At 68.0% G+C, this 17,169-nt stretch carries 15 protein-coding genes; 12 read left to right on the top strand and 3 right to left on the bottom strand.

The genetic code is table 11. The annotated features are described in order from the left end of the window. Positions 1-105 precede the first annotated feature (105 nt). The 5 genes from ACK4FZ_RS08020 to ACK4FZ_RS08040 all read left to right on the top strand — a co-directional run bounded on the left by ACK4FZ_RS08020 (position 106) and on the right by ACK4FZ_RS08040 (position 6,884). Complete coding sequence (locus ACK4FZ_RS08020) at positions 106-1,629, top strand: ABC transporter substrate-binding protein (RefSeq protein WP_409819652.1); 1,524 nt, start codon at positions 106-108, stop codon at positions 1,627-1,629. Further along, positions 1,630-2,592 carry an ABC transporter permease gene (locus ACK4FZ_RS08025; protein ID WP_409819655.1) on the top strand — a complete coding sequence of 321 codons (963 nt, stop codon included), beginning with the start codon at positions 1,630-1,632 and terminating at the stop codon, positions 2,590-2,592. Beyond that, positions 2,593-3,390 (top strand): ABC transporter permease, encoded by a 798-nt coding sequence (locus ACK4FZ_RS08030; protein WP_409819656.1) that lies wholly within the window; start codon positions 2,593-2,595, stop codon positions 3,388-3,390. Further along, positions 3,387-4,760 (top strand): ABC transporter ATP-binding protein, encoded by a 1,374-nt coding sequence (locus tag ACK4FZ_RS08035; RefSeq protein WP_409819658.1) that lies wholly within the window; start codon positions 3,387-3,389, stop codon positions 4,758-4,760. Before ACK4FZ_RS08030 ends, ACK4FZ_RS08035 begins: the two co-directional genes overlap by 4 nt. A gap of 237 nt (positions 4,761-4,997) precedes the next feature. After that, the gene (locus tag ACK4FZ_RS08040) at positions 4,998-6,884 is read left to right on the top strand and encodes a methyl-accepting chemotaxis protein (protein ID WP_409819661.1); all 1,887 of its coding nucleotides are present in this window, start codon (positions 4,998-5,000) and stop codon (positions 6,882-6,884) included. Positions 6,885-6,970: 86 nt separating this feature from the next. Here ACK4FZ_RS08040 and gcvA read toward each other — a convergent pair whose 3' ends face one another. Then, positions 6,971-7,852: a transcriptional regulator GcvA gene (gene gcvA / locus ACK4FZ_RS08045; protein WP_144371198.1), complete on the bottom strand. Its 882-nt coding sequence runs from the start codon at positions 7,850-7,852 to the stop codon at positions 6,971-6,973. A 77-nt stretch (positions 7,853-7,929) separates the two neighbouring features. Here gcvA and ACK4FZ_RS08050 point away from each other — a divergent pair, with 77 nt between their 5' ends. From ACK4FZ_RS08050 to ACK4FZ_RS08080, 7 genes are all read left to right on the top strand, one after another. Continuing rightward, on the top strand, positions 7,930-8,481 hold the full coding sequence (locus tag ACK4FZ_RS08050; protein WP_409819663.1) for a chromate transporter: 552 nt from the start codon (positions 7,930-7,932) through the stop codon (positions 8,479-8,481). A gap of 1 nt (position 8,482) precedes the next feature. Further along, positions 8,483-8,998, top strand: coding sequence for a chromate transporter (locus ACK4FZ_RS08055; protein ID WP_409819665.1), 516 nt, complete (start codon positions 8,483-8,485; stop codon positions 8,996-8,998). Between the two features lie 98 nt (positions 8,999-9,096). Next, positions 9,097-9,876, top strand: coding sequence for a DNA/RNA non-specific endonuclease (locus ACK4FZ_RS08060; RefSeq protein ID WP_409819667.1), 780 nt, complete (start codon positions 9,097-9,099; stop codon positions 9,874-9,876). Between the two features lie 111 nt (positions 9,877-9,987). Continuing rightward, the gene (locus tag ACK4FZ_RS08065) at positions 9,988-10,449 is read left to right on the top strand and encodes a DUF3429 domain-containing protein (protein ID WP_409819669.1); all 462 of its coding nucleotides are present in this window, start codon (positions 9,988-9,990) and stop codon (positions 10,447-10,449) included. 3 nt (positions 10,450-10,452) lie between these two features. Further along, complete coding sequence (locus ACK4FZ_RS08070; RefSeq protein WP_409819671.1) at positions 10,453-10,815, top strand: hypothetical protein; 363 nt, start codon at positions 10,453-10,455, stop codon at positions 10,813-10,815. Beyond that, positions 10,808-12,124 (top strand): ABC1 kinase family protein, encoded by a 1,317-nt coding sequence (locus tag ACK4FZ_RS08075; RefSeq protein WP_409819673.1) that lies wholly within the window; start codon positions 10,808-10,810, stop codon positions 12,122-12,124. The genes ACK4FZ_RS08070 and ACK4FZ_RS08075 overlap by 8 nt, the downstream gene beginning before the upstream one ends. A 57-nt stretch (positions 12,125-12,181) precedes the next feature. Further along, a complete protein-coding gene (locus tag ACK4FZ_RS08080; protein ID WP_409819675.1) occupies positions 12,182-12,598 on the top strand; it encodes a hypothetical protein in 417 nt (138 codons plus the stop codon). A gap of 28 nt (positions 12,599-12,626) precedes the next feature. On the opposite strand, the gene ACK4FZ_RS08085 is transcribed toward ACK4FZ_RS08080, so the two are convergent. Together ACK4FZ_RS08085 and ACK4FZ_RS08090 are read right to left on the bottom strand one after the other, a co-directional pair. Beyond that, positions 12,627-14,345 (bottom strand): ABC transporter ATP-binding protein/permease, encoded by a 1,719-nt coding sequence (locus ACK4FZ_RS08085; RefSeq protein ID WP_409819677.1) that lies wholly within the window; start codon positions 14,343-14,345, stop codon positions 12,627-12,629. Next, on the bottom strand, positions 14,342-17,152 hold the full coding sequence (locus ACK4FZ_RS08090) for an insulinase family protein (RefSeq protein ID WP_409819679.1): 2,811 nt from the start codon (positions 17,150-17,152) through the stop codon (positions 14,342-14,344). The genes ACK4FZ_RS08085 and ACK4FZ_RS08090 overlap by 4 nt, the downstream gene beginning before the upstream one ends. Positions 17,153-17,169 lie beyond the last annotated feature (17 nt).

Consider the following 17,169-nt stretch of genomic DNA (forward strand, 5'->3'; position numbering starts at 1 on the left):
CGCGCCACGCCGCCTGCTGCGGTGCGGCAAACCGCACTTGCCAAACAAAATGTTACTGTATAGCATTCCGGCCGATAATAATTCTCGATAAGACTGGAGCCCGCCATGCACCCTCTGCAATCCCGCCTTATTGCCGGCAGCCTGCTGCTGGCCGTCGGCCTGTCTGCCCAGGCCAAAGCGCTGAACCTGATCGGCCCGTGGGAAATCCACAGCCTGGACCCGTCGTCCAGCAGCGGCATTCTGTTTACCCGCTTGCAAGTGGCCGAAACCCTGGTGGACGCCGATAACGCCGGCACCCTCAAACCCGGCCTGGCCAGCCGCTGGCAAGCCAGTAGCGACCAGCTAAGCTGGCGCTTCACGCTGCGCGACGGCGCACGCTTTCACGACGGCAGCGCGGTAACGGCGGCCAACGTGGTGGCGGCGCTAGAAAAAGCGCGCAAGAAGCCCGGCATGCTGGAAAACGCCCCCATCAGCGCCATTCGTGCCGATGGCAAGGACGTGGTGGTGGTGCTGAGCAAACCGTTCGCCCCGCTGCCGGCGGTGTTTGCCCACACCCATACCCAGGTGCTGGCCCCGGCGTCGTACGCCGCCGACGGTAGCGTAAAAAGCATCATCGGCAGCGGCCCGTACCGCATCAGCCAGCTGCAGCAGCCGCAACGCGTCAGCGTGCAGGCCTTTGCCGGCTGGCAGGGCAAGAAGCCGGCCATTACCGAGGTGGGCTACCAGGCCATCGGCCGCGCCGAAAGCCGCACCCTGATGGCGGAAAGCGGCCAGGCCGACATCGCCTTCGGCCTGGACCCGGTCAGCATTACGCGGCTGCAAGCCAGCCCGCGCGTCAGCATCGTGTCCGCCACGCTGCCGCGCGCCATCCAGATCAAGTTCAACGCCGGCCACAAATGGCTGAACACCCCGGCCATGCGCCTGGCCATCAGCCAGAGCCTGAACCGCCAGGCCATTGCCACCGCGCTGCTGCGCGACCCGCAGATGGCGGCCACGCAGCTGTTCCCTCCCAGCATGAAAGCCTGGCACCAGCCTGGGCTGCCGGCGCTAGCCTACCAACCCGAGCAAGCCCGCCGCAGCTTTGCCGCGCTGGGCTGGAAGCCGGACGCCGACGGCCAGCTGGTACGCAACGGCGAACGCTTGGCGCTGACGCTGCGCACCTACCCCGACCGCCCCGAGCTGCCGCTGATTGCCACTGCGCTGCAGGAACAGCTGCGCCAGGCCGGCATTGCCGTGCAGGTGAAGGTGGGTAACTCCAGCGAGATTCCGGCCGGCCACAAGGACGGCACGCTGGAGCTGGCGCTGTACGCGCGCAACTACGCGCTGGTGCCAGACCCGCTGGTCACGCTGCTGGGTGACTTCACCGACGACGGCGCCGACTGGGGCGTGATGAAGTGGCAGAACGCCGTGCTGTCGCAACAGTTGGCCGCCCTGGGCCAGGGCGGGCTGAAACCGGCGCAGGCCGCCGCCGCGCGGCTGAAAGTGGCCACCATCCTGCAACAGGAGCTGCCGGTGCTACCGGTAGCCTGGTACCGCCAGAGCGCGGCAGTGAACAAGGCGCTGCGCGGCGTCAGCCTCGACCCGCAAGAACGCAGCTACCGCCTGAGCGACATGAGCTGGGGCCGCTAAATGGCCGCCCTCACGCAACACGGCCTGGCCCGCGTGCTGGGCCAGCGGCTGGTACAGGCGCTGGTGGTATCGCTGCTGGTGGCCACGCTGTGCTTTGTGCTGGTGCAGCAGCTGCCGGGTGACATGGCGTTCCGCATTGCCGCCGGCCGCTACGGCTACGACTACGTAGACGCCGCCGCCGCCGACGCGGTGCGGCAGGAGCTGGGGCTGGCGCAACCGGCGTGGCAGCAGTTTGCCCACTGGCTGCAACAGCTGGCGCACGGCCAGCTGGGGCAATCGCTGGTGACCGGCGGCGCAGTGCTGGAAGAAATCGGCCATCACCTGGGCGCCACACTGCAGCTGGCCGCCGCCAGCGTAGCGCTGGCTTTGGCGCTGGGCCTGCCACTGGGGCTGGCCAGCGGCCTGCGGCCCGGCGGCTGGGCCGACCGTCTGACCCTGCTGGCGAGCGTAGCGCTGCGGGCGCTGCCGCCGTTCCTGCTGGGCCTGATGCTGATGCTGGGTTTATCGGTACAGCTGGGCTGGGTGCCGGCCGCCGGCCACGGTGAGGATGGCAACCTGTTGCTGCCGGCGCTGACGCTGGGGCTGGGCCTGTGCGGCCTCACCGCGCGCATCGTGCGCGACAGCGTGCTGGCGGTGGTGCAGTCCGACTACTACCGCTTTGCGCTCACCAAAGGCCTGTCGCCGTGGCGGGCATTCTGGCGCCACGGCCTGCGCAATATCGGCGTCACCGTGGTGGCCTACGCCGGCGTGCAGCTGGTGCTGCTGATCGAAGGCGTGGTGGTGGTGGAAAGCCTGTTTGCCTGGCCCGGCATCGGCCACGCGCTGGTGCACGCCGTGTTCTGGCGCGACGTGCCGATGATCCAGGGCTGCACCCTGCTGCTGGCCTGGCTGTTCGTGCTGCTCAATACCCTCACCGACCTGTTATGCCTGGCCATCGACCCGCGTGGCCCGGCGGAGCCGTAAATGACTTACCTTGCCTTGTTACCCTGGCACCGCCGCCTGGCCTGGCTGCTGCTGGGGCTGATCGTTCTGCTGGCCGTAGCCGGACCCTGGCTGTGGCCGGACCCGGCACGCCAGGACCTGATGCAGTTTCTGGCCAGCCCCAGCCTGGCCGAGCCGCTGGGCCGCGACCAGCTGGGCCGCAGCGTGATGGCACGCGTGGCCAGCGCCACCCGGGTATCGCTAGGGTTGGCCGCGCTGTGCGTACTGAGCGCCGCACTGCTGGGCTGCCTGCTGGGCGTACTGTCCGCCTGGCGCGGCGGCATCACCGATACCGTACTGCGCGGCGTGGCCGACGGCGTGCTGGCGCTGCCGGGGCTGCTGATCGTGCTGATTTTTTCCGCCATGGCCAAGGGCGGCTTTGTCACCCTGTACCTGGGGCTGGCGCTGGCGCAATGGGTGGAATACTTCCGCATGACACGGGCGCGCAGCCGGCTGGTACTGGCTAGCCCGCACGTGGAAGCCTCGCGCCTGCTGGGCTTTGGCCCCGGGTATATCGTGCGTCGCCACCTGTGGCCGGAGCTGGCGCCCATGCTGCTAACCATGGCCAGCTTCGGCATGGCCACCGCCATCCTGGCGCTGTCCACGCTGGGCTACGTTGGCGTCGGCCTGCAACCGCCGGCGGCCGAGCTGGGCCTGATGATGACCGAGGCCTTGCCGCATTACAGCGAAGCGCCGCGGCTGGTGCTGGCCCCGGTGGCCGTGCTGGCGCTGACCTTGGCCGCGCTGGTGCTGCTGCGCCCGTTGGAGGTGAAACGATGACTAGCCTGCATCTGGACGGCGTGGCCGTCTACCAGCAACAACACTGCCTGCTGCAGGCGCTGGACCTCACCCTGTACCCGGGCGAGGCACTGACCGTGCTGGGCGAAAGCGGCTCCGGCAAATCGCTGCTGGCACACGCCATCATGGGCACCCTGCCCGCCGGCCTGCGCGCCAGTGGCCAGCTGCGCCAGGGTAGCCAGCTGTGGCCGCTGGCCGATGCGGCCAACCACCGCGCGCTGTGGGGCCAACAGCTGGCCATCCTGCCGCAAGAACCGGCCACCGCGCTGGACCCCACCATGCGGGTACTGCCGCAGGTGGCGGAAGGCTGGCGTGGCGAAGCCGGCAGCGCCCAGGCCGAGGCGCGTGGCCAACTCGCGCGCCTCGGCCTGCAAGCGGCGCAGCGCCATTACCCGCACCAGCTGTCGGGTGGCATGGCGCAGCGGGTGGCGTTTGCTGCCGCCACGCTGGGCGGCGCCGGCTTGCTGCTGGCCGACGAACCCAGCAAAGGGCTGGACAGCCGCGCCTGCGCCACGCTGGCGCAGCTGCTGCAACAGCATCTGGCCGACGGCCGCTGCCTGCTGACAATCACCCACGACATCACGCTTGCACGCACGCTGGGCGGCCAGGTGCTGGTGATGCGCGGTGGCGAGGTGGTGGAGCAAGGCCCGGCCAGCCGGGTATTGCAGCAGCCGCAGCACCCGTACACGCAACAGCTGCTGGCCGCCGAGCCGCAAGCGTGGCCTGCCATCGCGCACCCGGCGCCGGGCGACTGGCTGCTGCAGGGCCGCAGCCTCAGCAAGGCCTACGGCAGCCAAACGCTGTTCCGCGACGTGGACATCGATATTGCCGCCGGCGAGCGCGTGGCGCTGCTGGCCGACAGCGGTACCGGCAAAAGCACGCTGGGCAACATCCTGCTGGGGCTGACCCGTGCCGACCACGGCAGCGTGCACTACCGCGACGGCTTGCCGCGCACCGCGTGGCAAAAGCTGTACCAGGACCCGGTGCAGGCGTTTGCGCCGCACGTAACGCTGCACACCGCGCTGCACGACGTGCTGAAGCACTGCGGCCAACCTGTCGCCAGCCTGGAAACGCTGCTGCACCGGCTGCGCTTGTCGCCCGGCCTGCTGGCGCGCAAGCCATCGCAGGTATCGGGCGGCGAGCTGCAACGGCTGGCGCTGATCCGCACCCTGCTGCTGCAGCCAGCGCTGCTGTTTGCCGACGAACCCACGTCGCGGCTAGACCCCGTCACCCAGCAGGACACCGTGCACTGCCTGCTGGATGAACTGGCGCGCATCGGCTGCGCGCTGCTGCTGGTCACCCACGACCACGCGCTGGCCGGCAAAGCCACGAGCAGGCAGCTGCAGCTGTAACCACGTACACCGGCCTTCAAGCCCCGTCTGCCCTTGGCAGTGCGGGGCTTATTACTTGGCGCGATCGCAACGTTAGCAGTTAGCCTGCAATATTTTTCATTACTTGTTATTATTCGACCGTATTATTTGATACAAAACAACACAAGCAATAAGGTTTTACCCTCCCACACACCCACCTGGGGCGACACGCCGCCAGACACAGGCGCCGGCCGCCCCTTGTCATTGATGAGGCACCGAATGTCACTGAAACAGCGACTGATGCTATTTGTGGCCATCCTGCTGGCCATTGCCATTGCCGTGCTGGCCGCGCTGGCTTACCAGCGCATGCGCGTGGAAATCGTGCGCGGCGTCGAACAAGAACTGAACGCCGCCATCGCCGGTAACCGCGAAGCACTGGGCCGCTGGGTCGGCCAGCGTGGCGACGCCATCCGCGCCACCGCCAACCGTTTGGGCAAGGAAGACGCCAGCGCGCCGTACGCCAGCTTGCAACAAGGCAAGGAAGCCGGTGGCTTCGACCAGATCTTTGCCGGTTACGAAGACAAGGCCATGCGCTACGACGACCCCAATCGTCCGCCCAAGCCCGGCTACGACCCCACCGCCCGCCCGTGGTACAAGCTGGCCAGCGAAAAGCGCAGCCTGGTACTGACCCAGCCCTACATGTTTGCCAGCCCGGCCAAACTGGGCGTCACCCTGGCCAGCCCCATCCTGCGTGATGGCCAGCTGGTTGGTGTTGCTGGCGGCGACATCGTGCTGGAAGGCCTGACCGCCGTGGTAAAAGGCATCAAGCTGCGCGGCGACGGCTACGCCTTCCTGGCCACCCGCGACGGCCATATCGTGGTGCACCCGGCCGACGGCAGCACGCTGAAACCGGTGAGCGACGTGATGCCGGGCTTTGACGGCAGCCTGCTGACCAGCGCCAGCACGACACCTGCGCTGCACGAAGTGGACATCGACGGCAAGACCTACTACGCCCAGCTAGCACCGGTAGACGGTACCGACTGGGTACTGGGTACCGTGGCCGAAAAAGACATCCTGTTGGCACCGCTGCGCCAGATGCTGCTTACCCTGATGCTGGCCGGTCTGGCGGTAGCCGTGGCCGCCACCCTGCTGGCCAACGTGGCGCTGAACCGCCTGCTGGCCAATCTGGTGCGCCTGCGTGACGCGCTGCTGGACGTCGCCAGCGGCCAGGGCGACCTCACCCATCAGCTGCAGATCGACAGCCGCGACGAAATCGGCCAGACCGCGCAGGCATTCAACCGCTTCATCGGCAGCCTGCGCCAGATGTTCCTGGAAGTGCGCGAGCACACCGTGTCGCTGAACGGCGGCATTGACGACCTGAACGGCATTACCCGCCAGCTGGCGCGCGATTCGCAGCAGCAGGCCGACGCCTCCAGCGCCACCGCCGCCACCATCGAGCAGATCACCGTCAGCATCAACCACATCGCCAGCAATGCCGGCAGCGCCGAAGAATCGGTAGTGCAAACCGGCCAGACCTCGCGCCAGTCGGCGCAATCGGTGGGCGAACTGGCCGACAGCATCGAAGGCATTGCCTGTGCCGTGGGCGAGCTGGCCACCACGCTGGGCGGGCTGGGACAGCGCTCTGCCGAGATGGACCAGATCATCAACGTGATCAAGGACATTGCCGACCAGACCAACCTGCTGGCGCTGAACGCCGCCATCGAAGCCGCCCGCGCCGGCGAAATGGGCCGCGGCTTTGCCGTGGTGGCCGACGAAGTGCGCAAGCTGGCCGAGCGCACGTCCAAGGCCACGGTGGAGATCGGCCAGCTGATCCACGCCACGCACGAAGACGTGAGTTCGGCGCTGGCGAATATGAACAGCACGCAGCAGTCGGTGCAGTCCGGCGTTGGCGCGTCGCGCCAGGTGGCCACCGAGATTGCCGGCATCGAGCAGGAAGTGGGCCGCGTGGTACTGACCATCCGCGACATTGCCGACGCTACCCGCGAGCAATCGATCGCCACCACCGAAATGGCCCGCGCCGCCGAGGTGGCCAACCACATGGCCATCGAAACCGACCAGGCTGTGCAGAACGCCACTCGTACCGTGGACGACCTGCACCAGCTGTCCAACCACCTGCACGGCATGGTGTCGCGCTTCCGTCTGTAAGCGCTGCCTACTGCACACGCAAAAAGCCCAAGGCCGCAGCGCAAGCTGCGGCCTTGGGCTTTTTCCGCCTGCGGCCAACCTTGCCGCTAGGCGCCGCCCTCGTCTTCCAGCCAGGCGCAGAATTCGGCGCATAGCGGGTCTTCCGCCAGCGCCAGCGGTACCACCCACGAATAACCGCGAACCCGCACCGCCGGGCCGGGCAGCGCAATCTGCAGTTTGCCGCTGGCCAGCAGCTCGTCTATCACCGGCCTGGGCCCCAGCGTGATGCCCATACCGTCCACCGCCGCCTGCAGCGCCAGATAGTAGTGATCGAAATGCTGGTTGGCCGCAGGCTGCAAGCCGGGTACACCGGCAGCCGCCAGCCAGCGCTCCCACGCCACCGGCCGTGTTTCCGAGTGCAGCAGCGTGTGCTGCGCCAGTGCGGCAGCATCCGGCAACGGCTGGCGTGCCAGCAAGGCCGGGCTGGCCACCGGCAGCTCGTGTTCGGTCAGAAAGATGTTGGACACAAAGCCTGGCCAGTGGTCGTTGCCACGGCGGATGGCGATGTCGAAATCGGCGTTCTGATTGTTGATGATGGCGTCGGAGGTGGCCAGCCGCAGCTCTACTTCCGGGTGGCGGCGCTGAAACTGCGTCAGCCGGGGCAGCAGCCAGTGCATGGCTAGCGTGGGGGCGGCGTTGATGCGTAATAGCCGTGGTTTCTGGCTTGTGAGTTTTTCGGTGGCATTGGCAATGCTGTCGAACGCGGCTTGCACCACCGGCAAGTACTGGCGGCCGGCGTCGGTCAGCCGCAGGCGGCGGCCAAGCCGTTCAAACAGTGCCACGCCCAGCCATTCCTCCAGCAGCGCCACCTGCCGGCTGACGGCACTATGGGTAACGTGCAGCTGGGCGGCGGCAGCGGTCAGGCTTTGGTAGCGGGCGGCCATTTCAAAGGCGCGCAGCGCATTGAGTGGCGGGAGCTTGCGGTTCATGTTTGTGAGAATAACGCACAAACAAAGCCAGAAAAAGCCGTTTGTGCCAGCCGCACGGCGGGCTTAGGCTAGCGGGTATGGATACCCTGATCATTCCCGACAAGAAAGCACTGTTCGGCGGCTTTTTCCTCATCGGCCTCAGCGGCTTCGGCGGCGTGCTACCGCAGGCACAACACCAGCTGGTACAACGCCGGCGCTGGCTGAACGACGCCGAGTTTGCCGAGCTGCTGGCGCTGGGCCAGATACTGCCCGGCCCCAATATCGTCAATATGGCGGTGGCCATCGGCAGCCGCTTTCACGGCGCGCAAGGCGCACTGCTGGCGGTGGCCGGCCTGCTGCTGGCGCCGCTGGCGCTGATCCTGCTGCTGGCCACGCTATACCAGCATTACCAGCAGGCGCCGTGGCTGCAACAGCTGCTGGCCGGGCTGGCACCGGCCGGCATCGGCCTGCTGTTGGGCATGGTACTGAAGCTGGCGGCGCGCTTGCCGCGCCACTGGCGGCCGTGGGCACTGACGGGGCTGACCTTCGTGGCAGTAGCGGTGGTGCAGTTGCCGCTATGGCTGGTGCTGCTGGTACTGGCGCCGCTGGCCGTGGGGCTGGCGTGGCGTTTTCCGCACGAGGGCCACTGACATGCTGATCTTCCTGTTTCTGATGTTTGTGCAGTTTTCGCTGCTGGCAGTGGGCGGCGCCAATGCCATCGTGCCGGAGCTACACCGCGTGGTGGTAACCGAGCTGCGCTGGATGAGCGGCCAGGAATTCGCCGCGCTGTTTGCGCTGGCGCAGGCGGCACCGGGGCCGAACGTACTAGTGGTGAGCCTGGTGGGCTGGAAGGTAGCCGGCGTGCCCGGCGCCATCGTCAGCCTGATCGGCATTTGCCTGCCGTCGTCGCTGCTCAGTTTCTGGGTGGCCCGCTGGTGGCAGCAGGCGCGCGGTAGCCGGCTGACCACCGCCATCAGCAGCGGGCTGGCACCGCTGACGGTGGGGCTGATCGGCGCCGGCGTGGCGATGATGGCCGGCAGCCACCCGCCGTCCCTGAGCGGTGGAGCGCTGCTGGCAGGCTGCGCGCTGCTGAGCTGGCGCACGCGGCTGAACCCGCTGTGGCTGCTGGCGGCAGGCGCCGCGGCCGGCTTGGGCGGGCTGGTGTAAGCCCGCCGCCGATAGCGCCGCATTAAGCGGGCAACAAGACAACTTTGCGATAAAACTTGCTATAGAATTGCCGGCCTTTTCCCGCTGTTGCTGCCTGCATGAAAAAGCCGCTTGCCCTGTTGCCCCTGCTTGTCGCCCTGGTTTACGCCGCCGCCGATCACTTCCAGACGCCTGCCGCCCCTGCTGCGGCCAACCCGGTACCCAGCGGCCCGCAAGTGGCCACCCGTTTTGCCGATTGCCCGCAGCTGTTCTACCGCAATACGCCCCCTGCCATCGCCGCCAGCCTGCAGCACGCTCGCGTGCGCGAGCTGTGCTTTGACGACTTTGCCGTGCTGCACGACGGCGACACACGCACCCCGCTGTTTGCCGCCGAAAAGCTGTCGGCGCGCAGCCTGGCCGACGCCGACGAAAAGCGCACCGACCGCTTCTACGAGGAGGCGCGTCTGCGCAGCAGCGAGCGCGCCACGCTGGCCGACTACCGTGGCAGCGGCTACGACCGCGGCCATATGGCGGCAGCGGCGCAGCGCACCACACCGGCGGCGATGGCGCAAAGCTTCAGCCTGGCCAATATGGTGCCGCAGGTGCCGGAAAATAACCGTGGCGTGTGGGCACGCGCGGTAGAGGCCGCCACCCGCAAGTACGTGCAACGTACCCGCAGCGAGGTGTACGTGTTTACCGGCCCCTACTTCGACCCGCAGCAAGCGCCGCGCTACGCCGGCAAGGTGCGGGTGCCGGACGCGCTGTACAAGCTGGTGTACGACCCGGCTGCCGGCAAATCATGGGTGTACTGGACCGCCAACGCCGACGTGGCCAAGCCGCAACTGCTAGCCTACGACGAGCTGGTACGCCGCACCGGCATCCGCTTCCTGCCGCAATAAGCCGCGCCAGGGTTGGCCGCTACGCACCATTTTGTACACGCTTTGTACTGGACAAAACAGGCAGCCGTTTCTAAGATCAGGGCAGTCACTCCTGCTGCCCGGTCTGCCATCATGACTTCCGATACTGCCCCCGCTAGCTTGCCCGCCCCTGCCGCCTGGCTGGGTTATGGCGGTGCCCTGCCTTTCGTTAGCCTGGCCGCGCTGTGCTGGCTGGTGGCCGGCCACGCCGGCTTCTGGTTCGGCCTGTTGTTGGTTTACGGCGCCGTGATCCTGTCGTTTGTCGGCGCCCTGCACTGGGGCTTTGCCATGACGCTGCCGGGGCTGGACCCCGCCCGTCGCAGCCGCATGATGGCGTGGAGCGTGGTGCCGGCGCTGCTGGCCTGGCCGGCCGTGCTGCTACCGGCGGCGCCGGGCGTGGCCACGCTGCTGCTGGGCTATCTGCTGCACTACCTGCAAGACCGGCGCCTGTGCCGCGACGTGGACTTGCCCAGCTGGTACCTGCCGCTGCGCCGCAACCTCAGCCTGGCTGCCGGCTTCAGCCTGCTGGCCGGCGTGCTGGCATTGCAGGCCTGAACCATGAGCCGCTACTTCAACAAACTGGCCGGTTTTCAGCGCAGCCCGGCCGGGCTGGAAAGCCGGCTACTGGCGCTGGCACCACGCTGCCTGGTGTACGGCACGCTGCTGCTGGCCAGCCCGCTGTGCCTGTGGCGACTGCAAGTGTGGCTGTGGCCGGGCAGCCTCACCCCGCAACAAAGCGCCATGGTGGATATCCTGGCCATCAGCTGGCTGATCCTGCTGTGGACGGTGGTGTTTACCGTGGCTCTGGGCGCGTGGATTGTGCGCATCATGAAAGGCCCGGCCTACGTAGCCGACGCCTACCCGCTGGCCGACCATCCGCGCCCCGGCAGCCAACCCGCCCTGCCCCCGCCGCATGACTGACAACGCAAAATCCCGCCCAGTACCGGTTGGCCGCCTGTCGCGGCTGGCGCGCCTTGGCAGCCTAGCAGGCGGCATTGCCGGCGGCATGGTGGCCGAAGGCGCGCGCCGGCTGGCTAGCGGCCAGCGCCCGCAATGGCAAGACCTGCTGCTGACGCCGGCCAACGCCGCCCGCTTTGCCCACCAGCTGTCGCAAATGCGCGGCGCGGCGATGAAGATGGGCCAGTTGCTGTCGATGGACGCCGGCGACCTGGTGCCGCCCGCGCTGCGCGATATCCTGGCCACACTGCGCGAAGACGCGCACACCATGCCGCTAAGCCAACTGGCTGACGTGCTGGAACAGGAATGGGGCGACGACTGGCAAACGCGCTTCAAACGCTTTTCCTTCCAGCCAGTGGCCGCTGCCTCCATCGGCCAGGTGCACCGCGCCGAGCTGGCCAGCGGCGAAACGCTGGCCATCAAGGTGCAGTACCCCGGCGTGGCGCGCAGTATCGACAGCGATGTAGATAATGTGGCCAGCCTGCTACGGCTGAGCGGCCTGCTGCCGCCGGGTTTCGACCTCGACACCCTGCTGACCGAAGCCAAGCGCCAGCTGCACCAGGAGGCCGACTACCAGCAGGAAGCGGCCAACCTGCAGCACTACCGCCAGCTGCTGGCCGGTAACGCCGACCTGTTGCTGCCGCAAGCCGTACCCGAGCTGTGCACGCCGCGCATCCTGGCGATGGATTTCATCGACAGCGTGCCGATCACCACGCTGCAACAGGCGCCGCAAGCCGAGCGCGACCGCATCGCCACCCTGCTGTTCGACCTGCTGCTGCGCGAGATCTTCAACTTTGCCTGCCTGCAAAGCGACCCCAACTTTGCCAACTACCGCTACCAGCCGGCCAGCGGCCAGCTGGTGCTGCTGGATTTCGGCGCCACGCGCCGGCTGGGTGCCGACAACGTGCAGCACTACCGCCGCCTGCTGTTGGCCGCACAGGCGCAAGACCGGCAGGCGCTGGGCGAGGCGGCTACCGCTCTGGGCTACTTTCCGCAGCAGGTGTCGGCCCGCCATTACGACGAGGTGATGGCCATTTTCCTGCTGGCCTGCGAGCCACTGCGCCACACCGGCGCTTACGACTTCGGCAGCAGTACGCTAGCGGCCCGCATGCGCGACGCCGGCTGGGCCATGCGCCACGAGCGCGACGCCTGGCACACGCCGCCGGTGGACGCGCTATTCCTGCACCGCAAGGTGGCCGGGCTGTACCTGTTGGCCGCACGGTTACAAGCACGAGTGGATATTGCCGCGCTGTTTGCCCGCTACGCCGGCTGACTGGCGCAGCCGCGGGCCGCTTGTCCATAATGCAGGCAGCCGCCCACGGAGCCCGCCATGCCGGACCTTGCCACCGCCCTCAGCCTGCGCCACCACTGCCCGCCAGCCCTGTGCAATTGCGGGCTGGCAGACCTTGCAGCCAACCCGCAAGCCGACTTGCGTGTGCTGCGGCTGACGCAGGCGGAAGAGAAAAAGCTGATTGCCCACATCGACGCCATCGACAGCTACCCGCAGCTGCTGCGCGTGGGCGAACGGCTGCAACAGCAGCTGGGGCTGACGCTGCAGCTGGCGCCCGGCCCCAACGAAGTGCGCACCGTGCGCGGCATCGTGGTGCAGCTGGCCGCCCACCCCGGCCTGTGCCGCAAGACGCGGCAGAACGTGGCGGCGGCGGTGCGGCGCTGCCTGGAGCGCCACCCGTCGCTCTGCTACCAGCTGCTGGACAGCCACGACCTGCTGGGCGGCGGCTTCCTGTAACCCGGCCGCCGCGCAAGGCCGGCTAGCGCTACAGCACCAGGCTGCGGCCAACCCTGGGCGCCGGCGCCAACGCTGCGCCCTCGTCATGGCGCGCCAGCGCCACCACCTCGTCAAACAGCATGTGCAGCACCGGCTGGTGCGTCACCGCCAGTACCGTGCTGCCCGGCAAGGCCTGGCGCAGCGCGCGCAGGCAGAGCAAGGCCGAGGCTTCGTCCAGCTGGTTGGTGGCTTCGTCCAGAATCAGCAGCGACGGTTGCTGCAGCATGGCGCGCAGCAAGGACACGCGTTGCTGTTCGCCGCCGGACAACACCCGCCCCCAATCTGCCACCTCGTGCAGACGGCCGGCCAAGGCCGCCAGCCCCACCGCGGCCAGGCCGTCGCGCAGTTCCGGCTCCGGGTACGGTTGCAGTGCCGGGTAGCTCAGCAGCTGCGCCAGGCTGCTACGGAACAGATACGGCTGCTGCGGCAGGATCAACACGTCGTGCTGCAGGCTGTGGCTGCCCTGGTAAAACGGCCAGATGCCGGCCAAGGTGCGGATCAACGTGGATTTGCCCAGCCCGCTGGGGCCGTCCAGGCGCACCCACTGCGCGGCAGCAACGCGATGGCTGAGCGGCTGCAGCATCGGGCGGCCATCCGGGTAGCACACTTGCAGCTGCTGCAGCTGCAAGCCGGCGGCGGGTGTGGTGGTGGTGGCCGCCGGCGGTGCCAGCTGGCGCGCGCTGTCCAGGCTGCTGACAAACTGGTGCAAACGCTGCACCGACGCCGACCAGCGCGCCAGCTCGTCGTAGGCACGTACAAACCAGCTCAGCGCATTGCTCACCTGCATGAAAGCGGAGTTCACCTGCATCAGCCCGCCCAGCGTCAGCGACTTGGACAAAAACGCCGGCAGCGCGGCAAACAGCGGCACCATGCTGTTGATGTAGTTGTAGCTGGTGCTGAACAGGCCCAGATTGCGCTCGCGCTGCATCATGCGGTACCAGTTGGCCGCCACGCCGGCAAAGTCGTCGGCCACATGGCGCCGCGCCCACGGCTCGCCGCCGTACAGCGCAATCTGCTCGGCGTGTTCGCGCTGGTGGCGCAACGTGCTGCGCAGGTCGGCCTCGCGCTGTTGCTGCTGCACGTTCAGCCGCGTCAGTTCATTGCCGATCCAGTGCGTCAGCAGCGCGCCGAACAGCGCGTAGCCCAGCGCAAACCACAGCAGGTAGCCGGGCACCACCAGTTGGCCGTCGCCCCACGGCAGCGTCAGGTTGCTGGACAGCTGCCACAGGATGAACACGAACGACAGCAGCTTGGCCACCGCCGACACCAGCGAGCGCAACAGGTCGATGCTGTCGGTCACCAGCAGGTTCACGTCTTCGGCAATACGCTGGTCGGGGTTGTCCGGCTCGCCGTGCAGGCCCAGGCGGTAAAAGGCGCGCTCGGCCAGCCAGGCGTCTACCAGCTGGCGCGTCATCGCTTCGCGCCAGCGCAGGATCAGCAGCTTGCGCACCCAGTCCAGCGCCACCGCCACCACCACGGCGGCGCTGATCAGCAGGCAGTAACGGCCCAGCAGCGGGTAGATGCGCGGTGTATCCAGCGCGCCCAGCGCGTCGTAGAAGTCCTTGTTCCAGAAATTGAGCCACACATTCATCTGCACCAGGATCAGGCCCATGCCGAGGATGGCCAGCAGCAGCAGCCAGGCTTGCCAGTTGTGGCGCGAGCGCCAGTACGGGGCGGCCAGTTGCCAGAATTGACGCAGGGTATTCAAGGTTGGGTCTCCATCAGTTTGGGCTCGGGCAGGGTCAGCAACAGGGCCAGGTTGCGGTCCAGTTGCAGCCCGCTGGCCAGCGCGCGCACGCTGGCCGCGTCCAGCGTGGCGGCCAGTTCGGCGCTACGGCTCAGGTAACGGGTGTCGCCGCCGTGGCGGATGCTCAGTTGCAGGCGGTTGAAGCGGCTGTCGTCGTCCGCCTGGCGGGCGGCGGCTTGTTGCCGGCCGTATTCCAGCGCCGGTTGCAGCATGGCGTCGTCCAGCACCGCCGCCGGCTGCGCCAGGATGGCGCGCACGCGCAGCAGCAGCTCGTCCAGCCGCGCCGGGTCGGTACTGAACTGCCATTCGCTTTCCAGGCGGTCGGTGTCGGGGTTGAGCTTCAGGCTGAACTGCACGCTGTACACACCGGCCGCCTCTTCGCGCAGCGAACGGCGCATGGCGGCGTGCAGTGCCCGCCCCAGCGTAGCCACCTGCAGCGCACGCTCGCCCTGCCACGCCATTGGCACGCTGCCGTAGGCCTGCACCCGCGCTACCGGTTCGCGCGCGATGGCGTGCCGGCTTTCAAAAAAGCCCGGCAGCGGCAGCAGCGCGCTGGCGGTGACGGCGTTTGCGCGGCGCGGTATCGGCGCCAGATAAAGGTTGGCCGCTGCCAGCACGTCGGCCTCGCGGGCGTCGCCGCTGAGGTAGTGGGTAACCGGGCGTGCCACCAGTTGCTGCCACAGCGCCAGCAAGGCGGCCGGGGTCTGGCGGCGCAGCTCGGCCGGGGTGGGTGCCTGATCGGCGGCGGTCAGCGGGTAGCGCAGCTTGTCCAGCGCGGCGTAGGCCTGGCTGGCGGCGCTGCTGTCGCGGCCCAGGCTGTTTTGCTGCAGGCGCAGCAGCGCCGGGTCGATGCCGGCGTGCAGCTGGCGCGCCTGGTAGTAATGCCACAACGTGGCCAGCTTGTCGGCGGGAACGCTGGCGCTTTGCGTCAGGCGCTGGGTGGTTTGCGCTTGCGACAGCCCCAGGCTCTGGTGTTGCTCCCAGCGGCGCAGCTGGGCGGCCTGCCAGCCGGCCGGGCCGCTGGCGGCGGCCAACTGGGCGGCCAGTTGCCACTGCCAGCCGGCAGCACCTGGCAGCCGGTAGCCGGCGCCCGATTCCGCCACGTAGCGCAGCTTGCCGTCCTGGTTGGCGCGGTACTGCCACACCAGGCGGTCGCCGTTGGCCAGTTGCCACATCGCCACTTGCTGCGCCTCGTCGCGCCACAGCAGCGTGCTGCTAGCGGCCGGCAGCGCCGGCGGCAGTTCGGGCAGCGGCACGGGGGCCGGCACCGGCGGCTGCGGTACGGCTGGCAAGGGTTTGGCGGCAATATCAGCCTGCAGGGCCAGCACCTGCTGCGGCGTCGGCAGCGGTACCGGTTTCAGGCCGGGTGCCAGCATGAACAGCAGGCGGTCGGGGCTTTGCAGCCAGCCGCGCAGGTGGGCGATAACGTCTTCGTTGCGGATGCCGGCCACAATGGCTTCCGCCATCGGCCCTTTCTGCGCCGGGTCTTGCAGCACGCGTTCGTCGGCGATGGCGTTTTGCAGCTCTTGCAGCCACTTTTGTGCGTCCCAGCCGGCACTGCTGTGCGGCGTGCGACGTGCCACTGCCAGCAAGTCTTCACGCAGCGCGGTGAGCTTGGCCTCGTCCGGCGCTTGCGCCAACAGCAGGTGCTGCAGCTGCAGCAGGTACTGCATGCCGGCGCGGTGCGCGTTGGGCTCTACCGTGGCGGCAAAGCCCAGCGTAAAGGTGGTACCGCCGATAAAGCCTTTGCGCGCCACCACGCTGCGCACGCCTGTTGGCCGCAGCGGCTGGTAACGCACCAACTCCTGCTTCAGCAGTTTTTCGGCCAGGTTGTCCAGCAGGCGGACGCGGAAGCCGGCGCTGTCCTGCGCCAGATTGCTGCGGCTGCGCAGCACCCAGCCTACCTGGCTGCTGCGGTTGTCGGCGTCTTGCAGGCGGCCGGTGCGCAAGGTGTTGCCCAGCACCGGGTTGCGGTCGGCACGCAGCGGCAGTACCGCCGCCGGCCGCTCGGCAAACCAGTGGCGGATGCGCGCTTCCATCTGCGCCACATCGACAGCGCCCACCACCAACAGCGCCATATTGTTGGGTTGGTACCAGCGCTGGTAAAAGCGCTGCAGGCTGGCCGCCGGCTGGGTGCGGATGCTGCGCTCGGTGCCGATGGTTGGCCGCAACGGCTGCAGGCCGCCGTCGCGCAGCAGCAAGCGGCGCTGCTGTTCCATGCGTTCGCGCACGCTGAGCTTGCCGCGCCACTCTTCCAGTACCACGCGGCGCTCCTGCGCCAGGCTAGTGTCGCGGATAAGGGCGTGGCCGGCGATCTGCGACAACAGGAACAGGCCTTGGTCCCATTGCGCCAGCTGCGCCTTGCCGGACAGGTTGAGCATGTACAGCGTGCGCTCGTAATTGGTCACCGCGTTGTACTGCACGCCAGGGCGCCAGCCCATGGCGGCCATGCGCCGCGCAATGCCTTCCGGCACGTCGCGGCTTTCGTGGAACACCATGTGCTCCACCAGATGCGCCACGCCGGACTGCTGTTCGTCTTCTTCCAGCGAGCCGGCGTGCACCAGCAGCTGGATGCCCAGCGTGTCTGCCGGTTTGCTGGCCGGCACGATGAAATAACGCAGGCCATTGGGCAGCGTGCCGCGCTGGATGGCCGGGTTCCAGCGGAACGGTTCCGCCGGTTCGGCGGCGGCGTGGGCAGGCAGCAGGCCCGCCACGCCACAGGCGGCCAGCAGGCAAAGCCGGCGCGCCAGGGTAACAAGATGCTTCACGAAAAACCTCGGACAGG

Origin of the sequence: Vogesella sp., from assembly GCF_046297735.1 — a bacterium.
GTDB lineage: Bacteria > Pseudomonadota > Gammaproteobacteria > Burkholderiales > Chromobacteriaceae > Vogesella > Vogesella urethralis.